We start from the raw sequence: 18,788 nt of genomic DNA on the forward strand, positions 1-18,788 counted from the left end.
CGGGCAGCGGAAGACCCGGAGTTTGAGACGTTTTACACGAAGAACATTTTGCTGAACGAGGGGATTCGGGCGTGGATGGCGCCGCAGGACCAGCCGCATGAGCGCTTTGAGTTCCCTGAAGAAGTCCTCCCCCGCGGCAATGCGCTCTAAACCCACTGAGCTCGCTCGACTTTAGCTGCGGTAGATCCCTAGAGATCTGCTCTGTGAGGATGAGCGCTTGCCCAAGGGATCCCCTGCCGCGGATCCCAGTGGACAGGGAGCCCAACGGCAGGCGCTCGCGTTAACTAAACTTTTTTTGGTGTCTCTTGTTCCTGACTATCATTGGAGGTTGGTCTCTGTGACCTCGACAACATTTGGTTCTGCAGTGGTGCAAGATCGCACCCAAGGCGGATTTGCCTGGTGGGCTGGGAATGCCCGCTTGATTAATCTCTCCGGTCGGCTTTTGGGCGCCCATGTGGCCCACGCTGGCCTGATCGTCTTCTGGGCGGGAGCGATGCTGCTGTTTGAGGTGGCTCACTTCACGCCGGATCGGCCTATGTATGAGCAGGGCCTGATCCTGATGCCCCACGTGGCCACTCTGGGCTGGGGGGTTGGCCCGGGGGGCGAGGTGATTGACACCTACCCCTACTTTGTCATCGGGGTGCTGCACCTGATCTCCAGCGCCGTGCTGGGGTTGGGGGGCATTTATCACGCCATTCGCGGCCCAGAAACTCTGGAGCAGTCTTTCCCCTTCTTCGGCTACGACTGGAAAGACAAGAACAAGATGACCACCATCCTGGGGATCCACCTGATCCTGTTGGGGTTGGGGGCTTTCTTGTTGGTGGCCAAGGCCATGTGGTTTGGCGGTGTCTATGACACCTGGGCTCCAGGAGGTGGCGATGTGCGGGTGATCACCAACCCCACCTTGAACCCCGCCGTGATCTTCGGCTACTTGTTCAAATCTCCCTTTGGTGGGGAAGGCTGGATCATCAGCGTTGACAACATGGAGGATGTGATCGGCGGCCACATTTACATCGGCATTATCTGCATTGCCGGTGGGATCTGGCACATCCTCACCAAGCCCTTCGGTTGGGCCCGCCGCGCCTTCATCTGGTCTGGGGAGGCCTATCTCTCCTACAGCTTGGCGGCGGTTTCCCTGATGAGCTTCATTGCCACCTGCTACATCTGGTTCAACAACACCGTCTACCCCAGCGAGTTCTACGGCCCCACTGGCCCAGAAGCCTCGCAAGCGCAAGCCCTCACCTTCATCGTGCGCGACCAGCGCCTGGGGGCGAACATTGGCCAAGCCCAAGGTCCCACCGGTCTGGGTAAATACCTGATGCGCTCCCCCACGGGCGAGATCATCTTCGGCGGCGAGACGATGCGCTTCTGGGATGTGCGGGCTCCCTGGAAAGAGCCGCTGCTGGGCCCCAATGGCCTGGACTTGGATAAGCTGAAGAACGACATCCAACCTTGGCAAGCTCGCCGTGCGGTGGAGTACATGACCCACGCGCCGCTGGGATCCCTGAACTCGGTGGGTGGTGTGGCTACCGAGATCAACACGGTGAACTTCACCAGCCCCCGCACCTGGTTGGCTGCTCACAACTTCATCTTCGGCTTCCTGTTCTTTGTTGGCCACCTGTGGCATGCCGGTCGCGCTCGCGCTGCCGCTGCTGGCTTTGAGAAAGGGATCAGCCGCGAGAACGAGCCGGTTTACCGGATGAAGCCGATCCGCTAACTTTGGGTTAGCACAACGGTCTCAATGGTTTGGCTTGGCCCCCATACCGGGGGCCTTTTTTTTGGGCATCCCCCCCTGAAGGATTGGCAGAAAGAAAGTTTGGGGTGGAAACTGAAGAGCGCTGAGTCATCAGAGCAGATGCACAAGATCCCTGTTACCGTCATCACCGGATTTCTGGGATCCGGCAAGACCACGGTGATCCGTCACCTTTTGCTCAACAACCAGGGCCGCCGCATTGCCGTGTTGGTGAATGAGTTTGGCGAAGTGGGCATCGACGGCGAGTTGCTGCGGGATTGCCAACTTTGCGAGGGAGAGGGATCCATCCCCATTTTGGAGCTGGCCAACGGCTGCCTCTGTTGCACGGTGCAGGAGGAGTTTTTGCCCACCATGGAAGCTCTGTTGCAGCGGCGGGCGGAGCTAGACTGCATTTTGATTGAAACCTCAGGACTGGCCTTGCCCAAGCCCCTGGTGCAAGCTTTCCGCTGGCCCACCATTCGTACAGGCGCCACGGTGGATGCGGTGATTACGGTGGTGGATGGTCAGGCTCTGGCCTCCGGGCAACTGGTGGGGGATCCGGCGGCCCTGGAGGCGCAGCGGCAGGCTGACGAAAGTTTGGACCATGAGACTCCGCTTGAGGAATTGTTTGAGGATCAGTTGAGTTGTGCCGATTTGGTGGTGCTCACCAAGGTGGATCAGATCTCTTCTGAGCAACAGGCGCAAGTGGAAAGCTGGCTGCGCCGGCGGTTGCCCCCTGGGATCCAAATTCTCCCCTGTGAGCGGGGCCAGGTCTCCCCAGAAGTGCTCTTGGGCTTTAATGCAGCGGTGGAAGACCAGCTCGAGCGCCGCCCCAGCCACCACGATCACGGGGAGGAGCATGAGCACGAAGCTTTTGAGTCTTTCTACCTCAGCTTGGAGGGAGGTTATGAGCCGGGATCCCTGGTGGCTCAGCTACGCCAGTTGGCCCAAGAGGAATGTCTTTACCGGATAAAAGGGTTTGTGGCCGTTCCCCACAAGCCGATGCGCCTGGTGCTGCAGGGGGTGGGATCCCGATTTGAAACCTACTACGACCGCCCCTGGCGACCCCAGGAGCCGCGCTTGACCCGACTGGTGCTGATTGGGCAAAACCTCAACCGCGAGCGCATTGCCGCCCAGCTCCAGGCCTTGGCCATCAGAGAAACGGTGGCCCCCACCGGCTGATCCCTGTCTCAAGTTGTGGTTGCTTCTGGGCATTGACGCGCTCGCGCAGGCAGGCTACAGGCCCTCACCCCCAGCCCCTTTCCCAAAGAGGGAGGGGCGCAGGTACCTCAAAGGTAGACGTCCAGAAGGGAAGCTAGGGTGGGAAATCGGCAGCGCAAACCCAGCGTTTCTGGGGAAAGGGCCGGGTAAACAAAGTGGCGGTGGCGCAGACAGAACTCGTCCCACTCAGAAAGCTGCACCCGAAAGAGGAAGGCCAGGGCGCGAACGAGAGCCGGGGGCAGAGGCACTCGGAAATAGATCCGTTTTTTGAAATAAGCACACATCTGTTCCACACATTCATCCCAGGAGAGGGGGGGATTGCCCAACACCCAATCGCCGCCACCAGGCAGATGGGCCACCCAATAGGCCACCATCTCGGCCACATCGGCAGCGTGGATAAAGTGGAAGCTGGCATCCACCCGCAAAAAGCGGATCAGATCCAGCCAGCGGAGAACGTCCTTGAGGCCGGCAGTGATGTGGGAGTAGGGGTGGTGGGGGCTGCCGCCAAAGAGCAGGGTGGGATAAAGGGTGAGCAGGCGCTCCGGCCAGAAGCCGCTTTCCTGCCGCCGCAGCAGCATCTCGTACTTGCTGCGGATGTAGTCGGTGCCGGCCCGTCCGGCGATGGCCAAAGGCTCCAGGGCCTGGTTTAAAAGGCTGGCTGTGGAAAAGTAGATCACCTGCTGACAGCGCTCCGGATCCAACAACTGAAAGAGCTCCAGGGTGTGGGTAACATTCACGGCCCAAGCCAGGGTGGGATCCCCCCAGGCTGCCGCCATGTGGATCAGCCCATCCATCTGCCGCAGCAGGGCAGCCTGTTCCCGGATGCGCAGGAGATCCCCGGGCACCAGGGTGATGGGGGCAGGGAGTCGTTCCAGGGGTAAACGCAAGCGGCTGGTGTTGCGGATGAGCACGTACAGGTGGTAGGCCGGCTGCTCAGGAAACTCGGGATCCCTTTGCTGGGCCAGGCGCTCCAACACATAGTGCCCTAGGCAGCCGCTAGCGCCGGTAAGAAACAGGTTTCGCAAGAGGTCTTCCCAACGGGACTCGATGAAAAAAGCTTCTGACTAGTGTACCGCCTCAGCTTCCGTCTGCCGGAATTCCCCTGTAGGAGAGCCGCTCGACTGGGCAAACCCCACACTGGAAATTTGCCCGCAAGGATGTCAGCATAGTTCGACAAGAATCCAACTCAAAGAGCATATCCGAATATCCATCTGCATCTGTGGCTGTAACCTCTTCTCCGCCTTCCCGTTCCCGCGCTTTTGGCCTTTGGCCGCCGCTGGCCTTGGTTTTGCAGCGGCTGACCCAAGCGGTGCCGGTGCTGCTGTTGATCACGCTGCTCAGCTTTTTGCTCTTGCAGCTGGCCCCCGGAGATTTTTTGGATCCCTTGCGGGCGGATCCCAGTGTCAGCCAGGAGTTTATTGCCCAAGAGGAAGCGCGGCTGGGGTTGGATAAGCCCTTGGTTTGGCAGTACTTGACCTGGCTGGGCAACCTGCTGCAAGGGGATTTCGGGGTGAGCTACACCTATCGCGTGCCGGTAGCACAGCTCATCCTCTCCCGCGCCGGCGCTACCTTGCTGTTGGCGGTGTCCTCTGTTCTGCTGACTTGGCTGATCGCCATTCCCCTTGGGATCCTGGGGGCGCTGCGGCAGAACACCCCCCTGGATCGGGCGTTGCAGTTGCTCAGCTACCTGGGCCAGGCCATGCCCAGCTTCGTGCTGGCCATTTTGCTGCTAATTGTGGCCCAAAACGTGAGCTGGCTGCCGGTAGGGGGGATGACCAGTGTTTATTTTGCCGAGCTTAGTTTGGGGGAAAAGTTGCTGGATCTGGGCCGCCACCTGCTCCTGCCCACGCTGGCCCTGAGCATCACCAGCTTTGCCGGGCTGCAGCGGATTACGCGCGGCAATTTCTTGGATGTGCTGCGGCAGGAATACATCCAGGCGGCGCGGGCCCGTGGGATCCCAGAGTGGCGGGTGATCTGGTTGCACGCGCTGCGCAACGCCGTCAACCCCTTGATCACGATCTTGGGCTTTGAGTTTGCCAATCTGCTCAGCGGCTCTTTTATTGCCGAGTTTTTCTTCAATTGGCCGGGGCTGGGCAAGCTGCTCTTGGAGGCTGTTCAAAGTTTCGACATCAATGTGGTGATGGCGGGGCTTCTGCTGGGGGCCGTGATGCTCATTCTGGGCAATTTGTTGGCCGATTTGCTCCTGATGTGGGTGGATCCCCGGATCCGACCCGACTCACTGCTGTAGTTAACCATTGCTGCTACGGATCCCTCAAACAGGCGGCTCAATTGTGGAGACAATATCCCGAATCACCGCCTCAGCCTCTTGCCGTCGGTTGCCGGCCATCTCTCCCGACCCGGCCAGAGAAACCCGATGGGTCAGTACCGGCACGAACAGTGCTTGCAGATCTTCTGGTAGACAAAAGCTGCGCCCTTTCACCAGCGCCTGAGCCCGTGCTGCCCGCGCCAAGGCCAGGGCTCCACGGGTGGATACCCCCGCCCGCAGCAGCTTGGACACGCGAGTGGCCTGCACCACCTGCAGAAGATAGTCCGCCAGGGATCCATCCAAATACACTTGATCCACCGCCGACTGAATCTCCCGCAACTCCATCAGGGAGAGAACCGGCTGCAGATCATCCACCGGCTCGGCCTGTTGCCGTTGCAAGAGTAAAGCTCGCTCTACCTCAGGGCTGGGGTAGCCAATCGACAGCCGCACCAAAAACCGATCCAACTGGCTTTCTGGGAGGGGATAGGTGCCGTGGTACTCCAAAGGATTTTGGGTGGCCAACACCATAAATGGGCTGGGCAGCGGGTAGGTGCGATCGTCCAGCGAAACCTGCTTTTCCGCCATTGCCTCCAGCAGGGCACTTTGGGTGCGGGGCGAGGTGCGATTGATTTCATCCGCCAAGACCACGTGGGCAAAAATGGGGCCGGGACGAAATTCAAAATCCCCTTTTTCTTTGTTGAAAAGGGTGAGGCCAAGGATATCTGTCGGCAATAGGTCGCTGGTAAATTGAATCCGCTGAAACTTGGCTCCCAAACTGTGGGCGATGGCCCGCGCCAAAGTGGTCTTGCCTACACCGGGTACATCTTCAAGCAAAACATGACCTTCCGCAACCAAGGCCGTGACCACCGCCTGCACCACCTGCGATTTGCCCTGAAACACGGATTCGATATTGGCAATCAGCTTGCCAATCTGTTGGTGCAAGGTTTGTAATCGCTCCGCTGGGATCCGTGCTGAACCAGACCGGGTGCTGACACTCGCCATAAACCATTCCCAAAGGGGCCTATTCCACCTTACAGGCTGGATCCCATTGCCAGCTCAGGGCGGGATCCCGCTAAACCCCAGTGAAAAACCGGAGTATCATAGACCTAAGCCCTCCACAAGGATGGATATCTTGGAACTGTCTTGCAAAAGTGAATATGCTCTCCTGGCCCTTCTGGAATTGGCCCAGCACTACAGCGATGGCCAGGTGCTGCAGATCAAAGAAATTGCGGCCCATCAGTCCATACCCGACCGCTACTTGGAGCAATTGCTGGCCACCTTGCGCAGACAGGGGTTGGTGCGCAGCCAACGGGGATCCAAGGGAGGCTACTTCCTGGCCCGAGCACCCTGGCAGATCTCGCTGCTGGATGTTATCCAGGCCATCGAGGGGGAAGATCTCAGCCGCTCCCGCGACTTGCCCTCGGGCGATCTCACCCCAGAGCGGGAAGTGCTCCTGAAGGCCTGGCAAGATGCCCAAGCTGCGGCGGTAGCCATTCTCCAGAAGACCACCCTACAAGACCTCTGCGACCGGCAGGCACAACAGCAACAAGCTCGGCTCATGTACTACATCTAGGCCAGAGGCTGGAGCTGGGATCCCTGGCAAGTTTTGGGTTATCCTGAAACACATTGCTTTTCGAATTGAGCCCTTTCCATGACCGTTCGCTCTTCTCGCTCTCAGGCTGCCGATACGTTTTCTGCGGAAGATTTTGCCCAGGCTTTAGACAAGCAAAACCTCAGCTTTCAACCGGGGCAGGTGGTGCAAGGCCGCATCTTCCAACATCAGAACGATGGCGCTCTGGTGGATATTGGCGGCAAATCCCCGGCCTTTTTGCCCCTCAAGGAAGCAGGGATCCGCCCAGGGGAAGATTTGAGTGCGCTCTTTCCTTTAAAGACAGAAGCCGAGTTTCTCATCCTGCGGGAAGATGCAGAAGGACAAATTGTGCTCTCGGCGCGGCGGCTGAGGCTGAAGCGGCTTTGGGAAGAGCTGGCCCAGAAGCAAGCCAACGGCCAGACGGTAACCGTTCCGGTGATCGCCACCAACAAAGGGGGGGTGGTGGTGGATGTGCAGGGGCTGCGCGGCTTCATTCCCCGCTCCCACCTCAGCCAACGGGAAAGTCTGGAGGAGTTGGTGGGGCAATCCTTGACAGCAAGCTTTATCGAGGTGAACCCAGAAGCCAACAAGCTGGTGCTCTCCCAAAGGGCGGCTGTAAAGTCCGAGAACCTGAGCCGCTACACCAGTGGCCAAGTGGTGGAAGGCAAAGTCAGCGGACTAAAACCCTTCGGTGTGTTTGTGGACTTGGAAGAAGGGGTAACCGGGCTGTTGCACATCAAGCAGGTCAGCCAAAGTTTTGTAGCCTCGCTACCGGATTTGTTCAAACCAGGCCAACGCATCAAAGCTGTTGTCATCGATGTGGATGAGGCCAAGGGACGGATGGCCCTCTCCCTGCGGGTGCTGGAAAAGCATCCGGGCGAGGTGCTGGAGCAGCTGGACAGGGTTATGGAGGAGGCCGAAGAGCGGGCCGGTAAACTCAAGGGGAGAATAACATCCGACGGCCAAGTCATCTGATCCCATCTCTGCCTCGAGTTCGGATGCAAAACCTGCAGAGGGAAAGCAAGACGCCTTACGGCAATCAGAGGAAAATCACGTCGGTAGCAGGCTGGAGTTTATCTGCCACGTTTCCTAGTGCTCAACGCCTTACGGCAATCAGAGGAAAATCACAAACAGTTCTTCCTCAAATACACCCCAGGCCAAAATCTCGTGCTCAACGCCTTACGGCAATCAGAGGAAAATCACGCAGAGCAAAATCGCTGAAAGAACGAGAACCGCAAACGAGTGCTCAACGCCTTACGGCAATCAGAGGAAAATCACATGAGACATCGACCAGAGCAAAGAAAAGCTACCGACGTGCTCAACGCCTTACGGCAATCAGAGGAAAATCACTTTCCTACCCGCAAGAATGCCTCTCTCTCTGGCCGTGCTCAACGCCTTACGGCAATCAGAGGAAAATCACCTGGTAGGTCAGGACCTGGAACCGGCCATACCTACCGTGCTCAACGCCTTACGGCAATCAGAGGAAAATCACTCCAATATCCTGACACGGGCTGAGACTCTCAGTCTACGTGCTCAACGCCTTACGGCAATCAGAGGAAAATCACCGTTTCAGTTACGCGTTGGCGCCGAATGCAATTATGTGCTCAACGCCTTACGGCAATCAGAGGAAAATCACGTAGAGACACAGGGATCCTTTTCGATCCCAGATTGTGCTCAACGCCTTACGGCAATTAGAGGAAAATCACGTGGCACCTTGGTGGCAGTCGCCGGAAGACGGTAGTGCTCAACGCCTTACGGCAATCAGAGGAAAATCACATGGGCCCCCACCGAAAACCAAATTGGAGAATAAAGTGCTCAACGCCTTACGGCAATCAGAGGAAAATCACGATGGATAATCGGTTAATTTAGTATAGCTCTATCTTCGTGCTCAACGCCTTACGGCAATCAGAGGAAAATCACCTTGGCACTAGGCTAGCAAGCTAGCTGTAAACGCGTGTGCTCAACGCCTTACGGCAATCAGAGGAAAATCACTGGAACGGACATAAATGGCTGCCACCGCGAAGATGGGTGCTCAACGCCTTACGGCAATCAGAGGAAAATCACAAACCCTTGCAGCGCAAGGACTAGAGGCACGGGTGAGTGCTCAACGCCTTACGGCAATCAGAGGAAAATCACACCCTCCCGTCATGGATTGGGGGTGGCTCTGGTGGCAGTGCTCAACGCCTTACGGCAATCAGAGGAAAATCACTCCACGTCCAAGCCGTCAAGAATCGCCGTGGATCTGAGGTGCTCAACGCCTTACGGCAATCAGAGGAAAATCACTCCTAATCAAGCGCCTTCTCCTTCAGGTCTTCCCGAGTGCTCAACGCCTTACGGCAATCAGAGGAAAATCACACAGCGGCTACGGCGGCGTCACTCTTGGGCGCAGCTTAGGTGCTCAACGCCTTACGGCAATCAGAGGAAAATCACACGCCTATGGTCACATCAGATGAGTCATCTATCCAGTGCTCAACGCCTTACGGCAATCAGAGGAAAATCACGGGCAGCCGCGGTCGGATTGGCGCGCAATTCCACTGGTGCTCAACGCCTTACGGCAATCAGAGGAAAATCACCGGCAGAAGAGGCGCGACGGGCGACCGAGCAGATCGTGCTCAACGCCTTACGGCAATCAGAGGAAAATCACATAAGCTGCTGCTGTAGTGGTAACGCGCGCATAAGAGTGCTCAACGCCTTACGGCAATCAGAGGAAAATCACCCTCCCTCTGTATTGCTCGAACCACCCAGTCAGTGTGCTCAACGCCTTACGGCAATCAGAGGAAAATCACGCTAAGGGTCAGATCCGACGGCTTCACCGAGTATTTGAGGTGCTCAACGCCTTACGGCAATCAGAGGAAAATCACGCTTGTTTGACGTAGTTGTGGGTGAAGTAGCTGGGCCGGTGCTCAACGCCTTACGGCAATCAGAGGAAAATCACTGGCCCTGGCTCTCCCGAAAGATCCCACAGGATCGTGCTCAACGCCTTACGGCAATCAGAGGAAAATCACGGCGCACCCCAGGATTCTTACTCTGCAAGGCTCGGATGGAGCCTTTGCAAGCATGTACCCTTATTCTATACACCAACTGTCGGCTAGAAGACAGGTCTCCTAACGCACTGGGCCCGGCAAAAGGTTTTCTCGTAAGGGAGCCGGGATTTTGCAAGCAACTCCAGGTGGTCAAAAATCTCTGGAACCCGCTTCCGACAAGACTTTCAGGTCTTTTGGGGGCTAAAGCGTCTTTCACAACGATAGATCCTTGCTTTTTAACAGATCCTGTAGCCATCCTGTCGTTCTGGCCAACTTTCTGGTCGGTTCGAGGCGAGCACCCGCTCTAAGCAGCGGTTGCAGATCCCCACAAGCAAGAGGCCATCCTCTGGTTTTAGAATTTTCTCTAGCTCCCAACGCAGTTTCTCTCGTTCTCGCAATGTTAGCCAGGCACGAAAAATTGAGTACTGAATTCGTTCTCCATATCCCTCCAATAACTTGAATGCTTTTCGCCATCGCTTCTGACAGCGAATATCGTAGCACACCAAGTAACAAACCTTATGCTCGGCCATAATCTATCTCACAACTAAGTTTCCAAACAAGTCTGCTTCGCCGTTCCACTCTTTTTCCAAAAGACGAACCTCTAGCTCTATTAAACGGCAGTAGGTAAGAGAGTAATGAGTAACTGGGTGCTTCCACTTTTCTCGCTTGCGCTCTTCGTAAATCCGAATCATCTTCTTACGTCCCTCTTCGCTGAGCCAAACTTGTTGGCCCCGTACTGTAAAATCTGCGTCTGGATCCCATTGCCGTCGGTTAACTGAGGCTACGACTGGCATATCTACAAGAGGAACACGGAAGATCTCCATCAAGTCAAGAGCCAGAGGATGCGCTTGGGAGCGAGGCTGGTGATAAAAACCCAGGGCGGGCTCTAATCCAACTGTCAAAATAGCATTCATTACATCTTTAAGCAAAAGAGCATAACCAAACCCAAGTAAGGCGTTAAAGCGATCCTTGGGAGGTCTTCGATTTCGTCCTGAAAATCGCATTTCCTCAGGTACTGCATCAGACAGCAGATGAGGCAAGGCAGAAAAGTAGAGCGCTGCTAAGTTTCCTTCCAGTCCCAATAGACTTGACAAAGAGTCTGCCTGATCGACTTGCTTGAGCAATCGCTTCATTTGTTCGATAGCTTGTTCTACCTCTGGCGAACGCTGGGATCCCAAGCGCATTAAGAACTTGCGCTGGCTCTGGCCTCGACACCTCACCAACTTTCGGGCTAGTCTCAGGCACATTTCAGGATTGCTCAGGGCCTGATACTGTCGAATGCGGCGCTGGATGCTCCCATATCGGGGATCCAGGCTACCGACATAGCGTCCACCTCCCGAAATTAAGTGAATTCCAATGTATTGTTCGGCGCAGAAATGAATGGCTTGAGTTGAAATTTGAGAGAAACCATGCAGCACAATTTGTCCAGTTTGCTGAGCGGAGATAAACTCTTCGCTTTGGTTTCGGTAGGTGACTTTGAGACGGGATCCACTGCGCCCTACCCGTGCCCCTGGCTCCAGAATGTGGACACATTGCCGTTCGTCATCTTCCGGGAACAGGCGAATAGGTTGCCATTCTCTGTCATGAGCTAGCCGTGCTTCTTCGGGCAAACACACGGGGGCCAAGGAGCAACCCGCACACAGCCGCTCATTACTGGTAATTGGGGGCCGCAGAGGAGATTGACGCAGCAGCCTCGCTTGTTCAATTGCCTGACGTACAGCTTGGCGCCCAGCATCATCAAGGGGTACGTGTACGAGCACATTGTCAGCATGGTACCGAATTCGTCCTTCGGGAATTGGGATCCCCAAAGCTGTTTCCACGAGATAGGCGTAGGCCAAAATCTGCAACCGGTCACTCTCCCAGGCTTGAGGCTGATTGTCTGGATCCCGTGCTGACCGACCCCTTTTATGTTCGTAGGGAATGATCTGTCCATCGCGAGTACGCAAAGCATCCACTCTTCCCCGCAAGCCCAGTTCTTCGCTTTCTAGAAATAGATCCTCCCACTCCTCTCCCTCTTGCTTTTCCAGCTCTGTGTGTAACCGCCGACCGGCAAAAATAGCTGCGTTTTCCGTATAGAGCTCCTCGACCTCCTCTAGATAAAATAGTCGTGGGCAGTAGGCCAATGCGTGCAGTGCTGAAACACGAATCAAATCTGAATCTATCTGTGCGGGGAAATTGATTAGTGATGCCGGCATAATCTGATACTCCGAAATATGAAAATATAGAGTTCTTCAGCAATCTTAGAACAGCTTTCTCTTTGAGCAGAGACAAAACTCAGGCTCCACGCAAGATCTTCTCCTGGCAGGGTTAATAGGCTGTTCGGAAATAAGCCTTCGACCTAAGGTTGATAAGTCTAGAACCAACAGCTTGGAATTCTCACGGCTTAGTTTGGGCAAATTTCCGTCCAGGCTAACTCCGGCACATCATCACCTTCAAGAGTTCGGAGTGAGTATCTTCGCCAGCGAGTATCCCGCGATCCCACGTGATCAACCCAATACGGCAAGGTCAGGATCCCATCCTCATCTTGAATTAGCCATCTTCCCCCTGAAGGGACTTTCTGAATTGGTCTTACCGAGTTAACTAAGTCACGACTCTCTCCTAGGCTTAGTCCTCCAGATCGGTCAATTAATTCAGGGTTTTCAAAGGCTCTTTCTAGGTCATGAGCAAGGGATCCCTTGACCAAAACTGCGATTTGCACATCGGTCAGCAATTGTTGGTAGTCAGGACGGGCATTGTTTGGATGCTGAATATCTTTTGTCTTAAAACGACGAAAGGTACGGATCACTGTAGAAAGCTGGGGTTGGCTCAGGAGAGCAATTGCCAGTTGGGATCCGCAATATCGATGCCGATCCCATTCTCCCAGCAGGGAAAGCAACATTCCATAAACAGTAGCCGGTGGCGGCACCGGATAAGTTTCGGCAAACTCCCTGGCCCAAGATTGACGAAAACAGGTAATAGGCACCTCAACGTGGAGCTGAATCATGCTGCCTCCTCACAAGAAATTTGCTGCCTAATCAAGCTGATAAGTTGATCAACTGTTGATTTAATGCCTGAGCTTACATGAGCACCCAACTGGGCTAGCTTCTCCCCGTCCTCAGTTTCGGCAGCGGCTCCTGCCAGCCATAGCTCTTGAGGATCTATATCCCCCACTTGCACTCGACGCACTAAGTCCGGCATGCTGATTTCTCCATCAGAGTTTTCTTCAAAACAGTAGAGCAGGCGTGGCGAAAAGTCGTGTGTCCAGCGCAGGACTATGCTATCCGGTGAAAAGTCATAGAGAAAGCGAGAGTGATTGCCGGCTACTTCCCCCAACGAAACCAGTCCGTTTAACACTTCGATTACTCGGTCTTGCCGGTGGAGTCGAGCAGGAGTCATTGCAAAGCCGTACTGATAGCGAGTAGCATGAACCTCCGTTCCGTAGAGAGAAGTGGATCCCTTCTGGCCACTTTTCGCGTTGAAGGTTACATCTCCGCTGTAGGGTCGAGTAGAAACTGCCCGAGTTACTTCCAAAACACCTCGCCGAGCAGTGGTAGTGCCCTTTGGTAACTTCTCTCCCTTCTTCCTGGATGAGTTTTCGTCTGAGGCATCTACTTTAGCCCCTTCCGCACGCATAAAGCCTAGAACATCATCATCGATATACCGCTCGGGATCAAAGTTAGGCGCTTGCCACTCGTTGTCGTTGGTTTGATCATTCCAACGTCGGTTAACTTCGCAGCCATTCCCTGAGACCTGCCAATAGTAACGCAGGGCCCAACGGATTGCTTCAGCAGAGACGGTAGTGTGCACCTCATTTTTCCAGAGGATCTTTTGCAGGGTAGTGATGTTGCCGTCATTCTCACCGCGGTTGTTGGCAGCGGTGCCGTAGCTGGTCAAGATGTTGCCAAACAGGTGCAAAGTCATAGTCTTCCTCCAGGCTAGTCCTTCAAACTGAAGCGTTAAGTTGTTGCTACGTCAACTTTTCACTTGACTTGCTGACTCTTGCTTTACACTTTTAGTCCTCCTCCAGCTCGGCGGGTGCAATCAAGTCAACATCATCCTCATCAAGCTCATCCTGAGATTCTTCCTGCCGCTCTTTGCCTTTGTAGCTGGCCAACGCTAGAAGAGCTAAGTCTCGCGCTTTTTTCCATTCCTTGGGATCCATAACTAAATCCATCAAGTCATCCCAATGCTCTTGCAGTGTCGGTATTCTTCCAGCCCGCGCCCAAAAGCTAGTAATAAACTCGCGGAAGCTTTCCGCATTTTTGCATCGAGTCAGACCAGTGCGAATACGTATATTTTCTCTGTCGAAGTTAGTAAACTCTCCCCTATCCTGGGTTTTCTGAGATAACCGACCATAGGTAAAGCGAATGGCTTCATGACAAGCCTGAACAAACCAGCGCTCTCTGTCATCCATTTCCGTTTTCATGACCATTTCTTTTAGACCTCCGCGCTCGTAACATAGCTGCTTAAACTGCTCGTTGCTATTAACCTGCTCTGCAAATCCGGCATACCAAGAGTAACCCCTTGCCAGATTTTCAGCAATCATCTCACGAGTAAAACTTGTTGCAATGAAACTGCCTTCCTCTGCTTTTGCCTTGACGACAACTCGATCTGGTAACACTGCTTTGCAGATCTGGTAGTTTTTACAGACGCGATATTCTGCTTCTACAGTAAGTAGATCTGTGCGAGATTTTTGTTGGCTCGACCACGGAACAACACCTAGAGTTAGAACCTGACATCGTTTTACCTTAAATTCCCTAGCAGATTCTGCAATCCCTTGGTACGTCAAAAACCTAAGCCCAGCATCTCCCAAACTCGAAGCATGAAAATCCTGGTAGGCTGCATAACGAAGCTGGGGATCTTGCCGGTAGCTTGCATAGACCTCCATATCGGTAATCTCGGGAACTACCAGGGCATATTGAGCTTTCTGATCTCGCAGCCGCGAGCGAAGTATGTAGTAGCAGCAAGAAACAGGAGCGTAGAGAAGTATAAAGGCCATCTCTGGAGATTCTTCAAAGCTTGTATCCGAGGGAAATGCATTGTGGCGAACAACTGCACCAGGATTAAGCCAGCCAGCAATGCTAATTGGCTGCTTAAGCCAATTACCGTTTTTATCACATAGATTTTTGGCAAATTCCTGATGGACGTAGCTTTCTAAAGCTTTATACTTGATAATGACAGGCGGATGATCCTCATCAATCTCTAAAGATTGAGTTTGCTCGCCAATAACTTTACGGGTTTTGGCATGTTGTAGAAATGTTCCCAGGATTCCTTGATGGATGACTACCTGGGAGTCTTTTCGCATCGACTTACTGTCGATCCCTCGCAGTGCGATTAACCCATTGTCAAGCTGGAAGGACTCTTTGAGCAACCAATCAATCACTTCAAAGTCATTCCCTTCCCAGAACAGTTGAACTTGTCGTGGCGTCAACTCCCAACTTAGTGACCCTGGGCGCTTTTCTGGTGGAATTTCCTGCTCTAGCTGCTTGAGGGTCATCCATAGTCCGGCTAAGCCCGCTCGATGTAGCAGGGTTAATCCGGGGTGTCCCAGATGCAACTTTAATTCGGTCATGGCGTACCAAATTCCTCGCTGTAGTTGATATATCCAGGCTCTGTGACGAAGTAGAATCCGCGTCGCCTCCAGTTCCACCACTCCGTCTTTTTATCTGGGATCCGAATTGGAATTGACCAGGCTTGAGCTTCTTGTAGAAAAGCTTGCATTCTCGATAGCTTTTGGCCCTTATCTAGAGCTTTCTTCTGTCTGACTTCAGCAGCCTTCCAAATAGCGTCTTGATCTTCTGCCAGAAGCACTGTTATCGTGTAGCCGGCCTCTCGCAGGGAACTTGGATAAGTGCACCAGTTTTGATCAAGCCATGCTGACTTCACCCTGGCAGGCTCTTCCCGGCTGAGCTGAGAGATGATATCAGCCAGGTCTCGCTGGGAAATATACTCAAGTTCTCTAAGCTGTTCAAGCAGCTGCCGGCCAGTTTCTAATTCTGCTGCGCCATAGGGGAGGTGTTCGTTCCATTCGTAGAAAAGAGCTACACGGGATCCCTCCTGCTCGCTTTTCATTCTTCGATTGAGGCGACCTAGTCGCTGAATTAAAGATGTCGCTGGAGCCATAGCAGAGATAAGCAAGTCTGCACTTAAATCTAAGGACATTTCACAAACCTGTGTAGTAACAGCGAGAACAGGCCCTGGTTGACCAAAAGCGTTAATAATCTGCTCATGCTTTCTAAGTCTATCTTTATAACGAAATCGACTGTGATAAATTAAAACTTTGGCTTCAATGTCTTTTAGCTTCTTCTGAGCCTCTCGATAAATGTTAATGCAACTGGCAACTGAATTGGTTACCCACAATACCTTTTGGTTCTCTTGAACTGCTTTAGTAACTTCCGACCAAATGGATTCGGAATTGATGGGATCCTCCTTTGGTTGAATTTCTCGTATTTGATAGCGCTTCAGCTCTTCTAGCTCTTGAGGCCCTTCAATGGGATCCCCAATAGGTTCACCCAACTCACTCATCACCCGTTTAATCGCCTCAAGTCGCCCTGGGGTGAAGCTGGCGCTCATCAGTAGGATAGGTGCGCCTCGAAAAGCCTGTAAAAATCTCAGCAAAGAGCCAAACAACTGATTGTCATAGGCATGTACCTCGTCAAAAACGAAGGCAGATTGAACTAGAGCTGGCCAAGAAAATAGTGGTCTTCTATTGTTCTGGATTAACCCTAAAATAGAGTCTACAGTGCAGATAACCAGTTTCTTTCTCCATACTTGCAACGCTGCCAAACGAAACGAAGCACCCTCATCCTCTTCGCCTTCGCCGGTCAATAAAAGTTCTCGATCCAAATCTGCTCGTGAGTGCATCAGTGCCTTTTCTATTGGGGATCCCTCGGCGTAGTCCAAGTAGCCCTGAGTAGCCGTTCCGGTGGTCGGATAGCCAAAAAACAGTCGCCTTCCCGATGCCCACTTTTTCGCCCAAGCGTAGGCTCCCAAGGTCTTGCCTGTACCACAGCCTGCCTTGACCAGTGTTACTCGATGAGTGGCAGCAGCCATTTGCTCTTGGAAGGGACGCAGGGAGTTTTTTCCTAGTTTCTGGGTAATCAGTTGCTCTAATTCACTTTCTTGGAGAGCTAAACTCAAGGTATTAGAAACCCAGCTTTGCAAGTTTTCTCCCTCCACTGGCAAGACCGATCCTGCTAAATCTGCAGCAATTACTGTTGCCTTAGCAGCCGCTATTAATATCTGTCTCTCAAAGCTAAAATTTTGAGCAAAGTCTCGAAACTGATCTACCAATGCACGCAAGTGCTGTTCCAGTTGGTCTCTTTCCCAACTTGCTGAGGGTACACTTGGAATCTCTGATGGTAGCCCTAGTCTCTGCGATCCGAGCCTCAACACAGATTGAAAGTCTGGATGGCCAGTATAAACGTAAATCTCAGATCCTGAGCCATCAGACAACTCCGTAATTTTGTGAGATTCTTTGCCCTGAGAATTCACTCCCGCTTTGAGGTGATGTCCAATTGCTGTCCAGGCAGCTAAGAGGAGCTCCTCTTCAGTAAATGCTTTCTGTAGCCACTCTCGAAATGCACTGACCTGTAAAGCAAGTATGCCACTTAAAAACTCGTGTCGGATAAGTTGCCTTCTGTTATGACTTCCCCAACTCTTTTCAAGCTCTGCTTTCGAGTTAGTGTCTAGGATCGATGACTTGAGATAAACCATCTCCTGGAAATGTTGATTGGCTTTACCCCAGTCGTGCAGATAAGCTCCTAATTTGACAACAGCTCCCAAACGATTTGAGTCACTTAACCCTAACTGCTTGCAAATAGTCTGTCCTAGACGATCTGAGAAGACTTCAGCCGCTGACAAGACAGCCGCAACATGGCCTGCAAGTTTAGCAGCGCCCCTTGCCTGAGCATACTCTTCTTTAGATTGGTAGCTGGGATCCCATTTTCCCAGCGATTTTGCTAGCAAAAACTTAAACATTGTAGAGTCATCCTCACCTGCACGGCAAAAAGAATCCACAACCCATGCGCCGCCGGCCACCTAGCCCTACCTGCTGGAGGCGAATTGAGTCTTCTTCCTGTAGGTTCTCTACTAAGGTTGAGAAACCTACAATCGTATGCCCTTTAATTCTCAAGGTCTTGCGCAAGGGTTTCCCAGTTTTATCTTGCAGTACTGATACCCGGCCTGAGATATTAAGCTTCTCTAACTGGTCTTGGGCAGCTTGCACAAATGGATCTGGCTCGGTGTAGCCCTTGATTGTAACAATTCGGGCTTTTAGGGAAGTGCTTGGTTTGAGAGTAAAAATCCTGGGGATTCCTAGCTGTACTTCGTGAGATCCAATCTTCAATTGCTTGCCGGCTAGCTTGTACACCTCCGGCACTGCTTCCATGGGCAGCCGAATTCTAATGTGGGAGTGCGGAGTCAGTAAGATTTTGCCTCGTCTGTCTCCAATTCCCGCTGTTGTCAAAATCCCGATGTGAGGGTTTCGGTGCAGTGTTGGTACTTGGTGGCATAGCGCCGCGAGTAGAGCGTACCCGTGATCTGCTGGGAGGGTAGTTCCTCGCACGGGCAGGCATAGGTCCACTACGGGAGCTTCGTAAGGGACATGTGTTGGGTTTGCCATTGAAGCTTCAGCAGTCATTGAGTGGCTCATCACACAGCTGCCACCTGAAACATATGTAAGAAATGCTAGTGAACACAGCCCGCTTCTGTCAAGCAGCGCGCGGCGCCCCAGGGCGATCAGTGGAAAGGGCAGTCAGGGGTGCTAAGGCCTGCTGCCAGCAGCAAGGCACTTTCGACCACAGCAGCCACGTGAAAGTGCTCAACGCCCAGGGGCTTACCTCTGACAATACCATTGGTCTTAGCCCTCTTCAGCCAGGAGGTGATTTTCGGAAGAGTTCCCAGAAGAGGGCTGGATCCCCTACCCCCGCATAGGCAACCTCGAAGGGTAGAGCTTAGGATGGCTTGACCCATCTC

The 18,788-nt window shown here is 53.4% G+C and carries 14 protein-coding genes, 1 pseudogene and 1 CRISPR repeat array; of the genes and pseudogenes, 6 read left to right on the forward strand and 9 right to left on the reverse strand.

Features of this window, described 5'->3' with window-relative positions; all coding sequences use genetic code 11:
* The 3 genes and pseudogenes from ACVWYY_RS08105 to cobW all read left to right on the forward strand — a co-directional run.
* A pseudogene (locus ACVWYY_RS08105) lies at positions 1–150 on the forward strand (photosystem II D2 protein (photosystem q(a) protein)); the annotation flags it as partial.
* Between the two features lie 187 nt (positions 151–337).
* Positions 338–1,717, forward strand: a complete 1,380-nt coding sequence (psbC, locus tag ACVWYY_RS08110) for a photosystem II reaction center protein CP43 (RefSeq protein WP_369791763.1) — start codon at positions 338–340, stop codon at positions 1,715–1,717.
* A 138-nt stretch (positions 1,718–1,855) separates the two neighbouring features.
* Positions 1,856–2,914, forward strand: coding sequence for a cobalamin biosynthesis protein CobW (cobW, locus tag ACVWYY_RS08115; protein WP_414522466.1), 1,059 nt, complete (start codon positions 1,856–1,858; stop codon positions 2,912–2,914).
* 107 nt (positions 2,915–3,021) lie between these two features.
* Here the strand turns inward: cobW and ACVWYY_RS08120 are convergent, their stop codons facing one another.
* Positions 3,022–3,978 carry an NAD-dependent epimerase/dehydratase family protein gene (locus tag ACVWYY_RS08120; RefSeq protein ID WP_457402074.1) on the reverse strand — a complete coding sequence of 319 codons (957 nt, stop codon included), beginning with the start codon at positions 3,976–3,978 and terminating at the stop codon, positions 3,022–3,024.
* Between the two features lie 194 nt (positions 3,979–4,172).
* Between ACVWYY_RS08120 and ACVWYY_RS08125 the strand changes: the two genes are divergently transcribed.
* Positions 4,173–5,201, forward strand: a complete 1,029-nt coding sequence (locus tag ACVWYY_RS08125) for an ABC transporter permease (protein ID WP_457402072.1) — start codon at positions 4,173–4,175, stop codon at positions 5,199–5,201.
* Positions 5,202–5,225: 24 nt separating this feature from the next.
* Here the strand turns inward: ACVWYY_RS08125 and ACVWYY_RS08130 are convergent, their stop codons facing one another.
* Positions 5,226–6,221, reverse strand: coding sequence for an AAA family ATPase (locus ACVWYY_RS08130; protein ID WP_414351630.1), 996 nt, complete (start codon positions 6,219–6,221; stop codon positions 5,226–5,228).
* Positions 6,222–6,351: 130 nt separating this feature from the next.
* On the opposite strand from ACVWYY_RS08130, the gene ACVWYY_RS08135 reads away from it, so the two are divergent.
* Both ACVWYY_RS08135 and ACVWYY_RS08140 read left to right on the forward strand, forming a co-directional pair.
* On the forward strand, positions 6,352–6,792 hold the full coding sequence (locus ACVWYY_RS08135) for an RrF2 family transcriptional regulator (protein ID WP_011432485.1): 441 nt from the start codon (positions 6,352–6,354) through the stop codon (positions 6,790–6,792).
* Positions 6,793–6,870: 78 nt separating this feature from the next.
* Complete coding sequence (locus tag ACVWYY_RS08140) at positions 6,871–7,785, forward strand: S1 RNA-binding domain-containing protein (RefSeq protein WP_414351627.1); 915 nt, start codon at positions 6,871–6,873, stop codon at positions 7,783–7,785.
* A gap of 43 nt (positions 7,786–7,828) precedes the next feature.
* Positions 7,829–9,815: a CRISPR direct-repeat array (repeat unit 36 nt; unit sequence GTGCTCAACGCCTTACGGCAATCAGAGGAAAATCAC).
* 254 nt (positions 9,816–10,069) lie between these two features.
* Here ACVWYY_RS08140 and cas2 read toward each other — a convergent pair.
* The 7 genes from cas2 to cas6 all read right to left on the reverse strand — a co-directional run bounded on the left by cas2 (position 10,070) and on the right by cas6 (position 18,435).
* The gene (gene cas2 / locus ACVWYY_RS08145; RefSeq protein ID WP_457440190.1) at positions 10,070–10,363 is read right to left on the reverse strand and encodes a CRISPR-associated endonuclease Cas2; all 294 of its coding nucleotides are present in this window, start codon (positions 10,361–10,363) and stop codon (positions 10,070–10,072) included.
* Between the two features lie 3 nt (positions 10,364–10,366).
* On the reverse strand, positions 10,367–12,028 hold the full coding sequence (gene cas1, locus ACVWYY_RS08150; protein WP_457440192.1) for a type I-MYXAN CRISPR-associated endonuclease Cas1: 1,662 nt from the start codon (positions 12,026–12,028) through the stop codon (positions 10,367–10,369).
* Positions 12,029–12,216: 188 nt separating this feature from the next.
* Positions 12,217–12,816 (reverse strand): type I-MYXAN CRISPR-associated protein Cas5/Cmx5/DevS, encoded by a 600-nt coding sequence (gene cas5 / locus ACVWYY_RS08155; RefSeq protein WP_457440195.1) that lies wholly within the window; start codon positions 12,814–12,816, stop codon positions 12,217–12,219.
* The gene (cas7i, locus tag ACVWYY_RS08160) at positions 12,813–13,733 is read right to left on the reverse strand and encodes a type I-B CRISPR-associated protein Cas7/Cst2/DevR (protein ID WP_457440197.1); all 921 of its coding nucleotides are present in this window, start codon (positions 13,731–13,733) and stop codon (positions 12,813–12,815) included. The genes cas5 and cas7i overlap by 4 nt, the downstream gene beginning before the upstream one ends.
* 91 nt (positions 13,734–13,824) lie before the next feature.
* The gene (gene cas8a1, locus ACVWYY_RS08165; RefSeq protein WP_457440199.1) at positions 13,825–15,384 is read right to left on the reverse strand and encodes a type I-MYXAN CRISPR-associated Cas8a1/Cmx1; all 1,560 of its coding nucleotides are present in this window, start codon (positions 15,382–15,384) and stop codon (positions 13,825–13,827) included.
* Positions 15,381–17,792, reverse strand: a complete 2,412-nt coding sequence (gene cas3, locus ACVWYY_RS08170) for a CRISPR-associated helicase Cas3' (protein ID WP_457403829.1) — start codon at positions 17,790–17,792, stop codon at positions 15,381–15,383. Before cas3 ends, cas8a1 begins: the two co-directional genes overlap by 4 nt.
* 13 nt (positions 17,793–17,805) lie before the next feature.
* Positions 17,806–18,435 (reverse strand): type I-MYXAN CRISPR-associated protein Cas6/Cmx6, encoded by a 630-nt coding sequence (gene cas6 / locus ACVWYY_RS08175; RefSeq protein ID WP_457403854.1) that lies wholly within the window; start codon positions 18,433–18,435, stop codon positions 17,806–17,808.
* Positions 18,436–18,788: the final 353 nt, after the last annotated feature.

The organism is Thermostichus sp. MS-CIW-34, assembly GCF_054060435.1.

What these genes read in the sequence shown, in the direction of transcription:
- cobW (WP_414522466.1), top strand. Translation starts at nt 1,856, where the DNA reads ATGCACAAGATCCCTGTTACCGTCATCACCGGATTTCTGGGATCCGGC.
- ACVWYY_RS08130 (WP_414351630.1), bottom strand. Translation starts at nt 6,221, where the DNA reads ATGGCGAGTGTCAGCACCCGGTCTGGTTCAGCACGGATCCCAGCGGAG.
- ACVWYY_RS08140 (WP_414351627.1), top strand. Translation starts at nt 6,871, where the DNA reads ATGACCGTTCGCTCTTCTCGCTCTCAGGCTGCCGATACGTTTTCTGCG.
- cas2 (WP_457440190.1), bottom strand. Translation starts at nt 10,363, where the DNA reads ATGGCCGAGCATAAGGTTTGTTACTTGGTGTGCTACGATATTCGCTGT.
- cas1 (WP_457440192.1), bottom strand. Translation starts at nt 12,028, where the DNA reads ATGCCGGCATCACTAATCAATTTCCCCGCACAGATAGATTCAGATTTG.
- cas5 (WP_457440195.1), bottom strand. Translation starts at nt 12,816, where the DNA reads ATGATTCAGCTCCACGTTGAGGTGCCTATTACCTGTTTTCGTCAATCT.
- cas7i (WP_457440197.1), bottom strand. Translation starts at nt 13,733, where the DNA reads ATGACTTTGCACCTGTTTGGCAACATCTTGACCAGCTACGGCACCGCT.
- cas8a1 (WP_457440199.1), bottom strand. Translation starts at nt 15,384, where the DNA reads ATGACCGAATTAAAGTTGCATCTGGGACACCCCGGATTAACCCTGCTA.
- cas3 (WP_457403829.1), bottom strand. Translation starts at nt 17,792, where the DNA reads ATGTTTAAGTTTTTGCTAGCAAAATCGCTGGGAAAATGGGATCCCAGC.
- cas6 (WP_457403854.1), bottom strand. Translation starts at nt 18,435, where the DNA reads ATGGCAAACCCAACACATGTCCCTTACGAAGCTCCCGTAGTGGACCTA.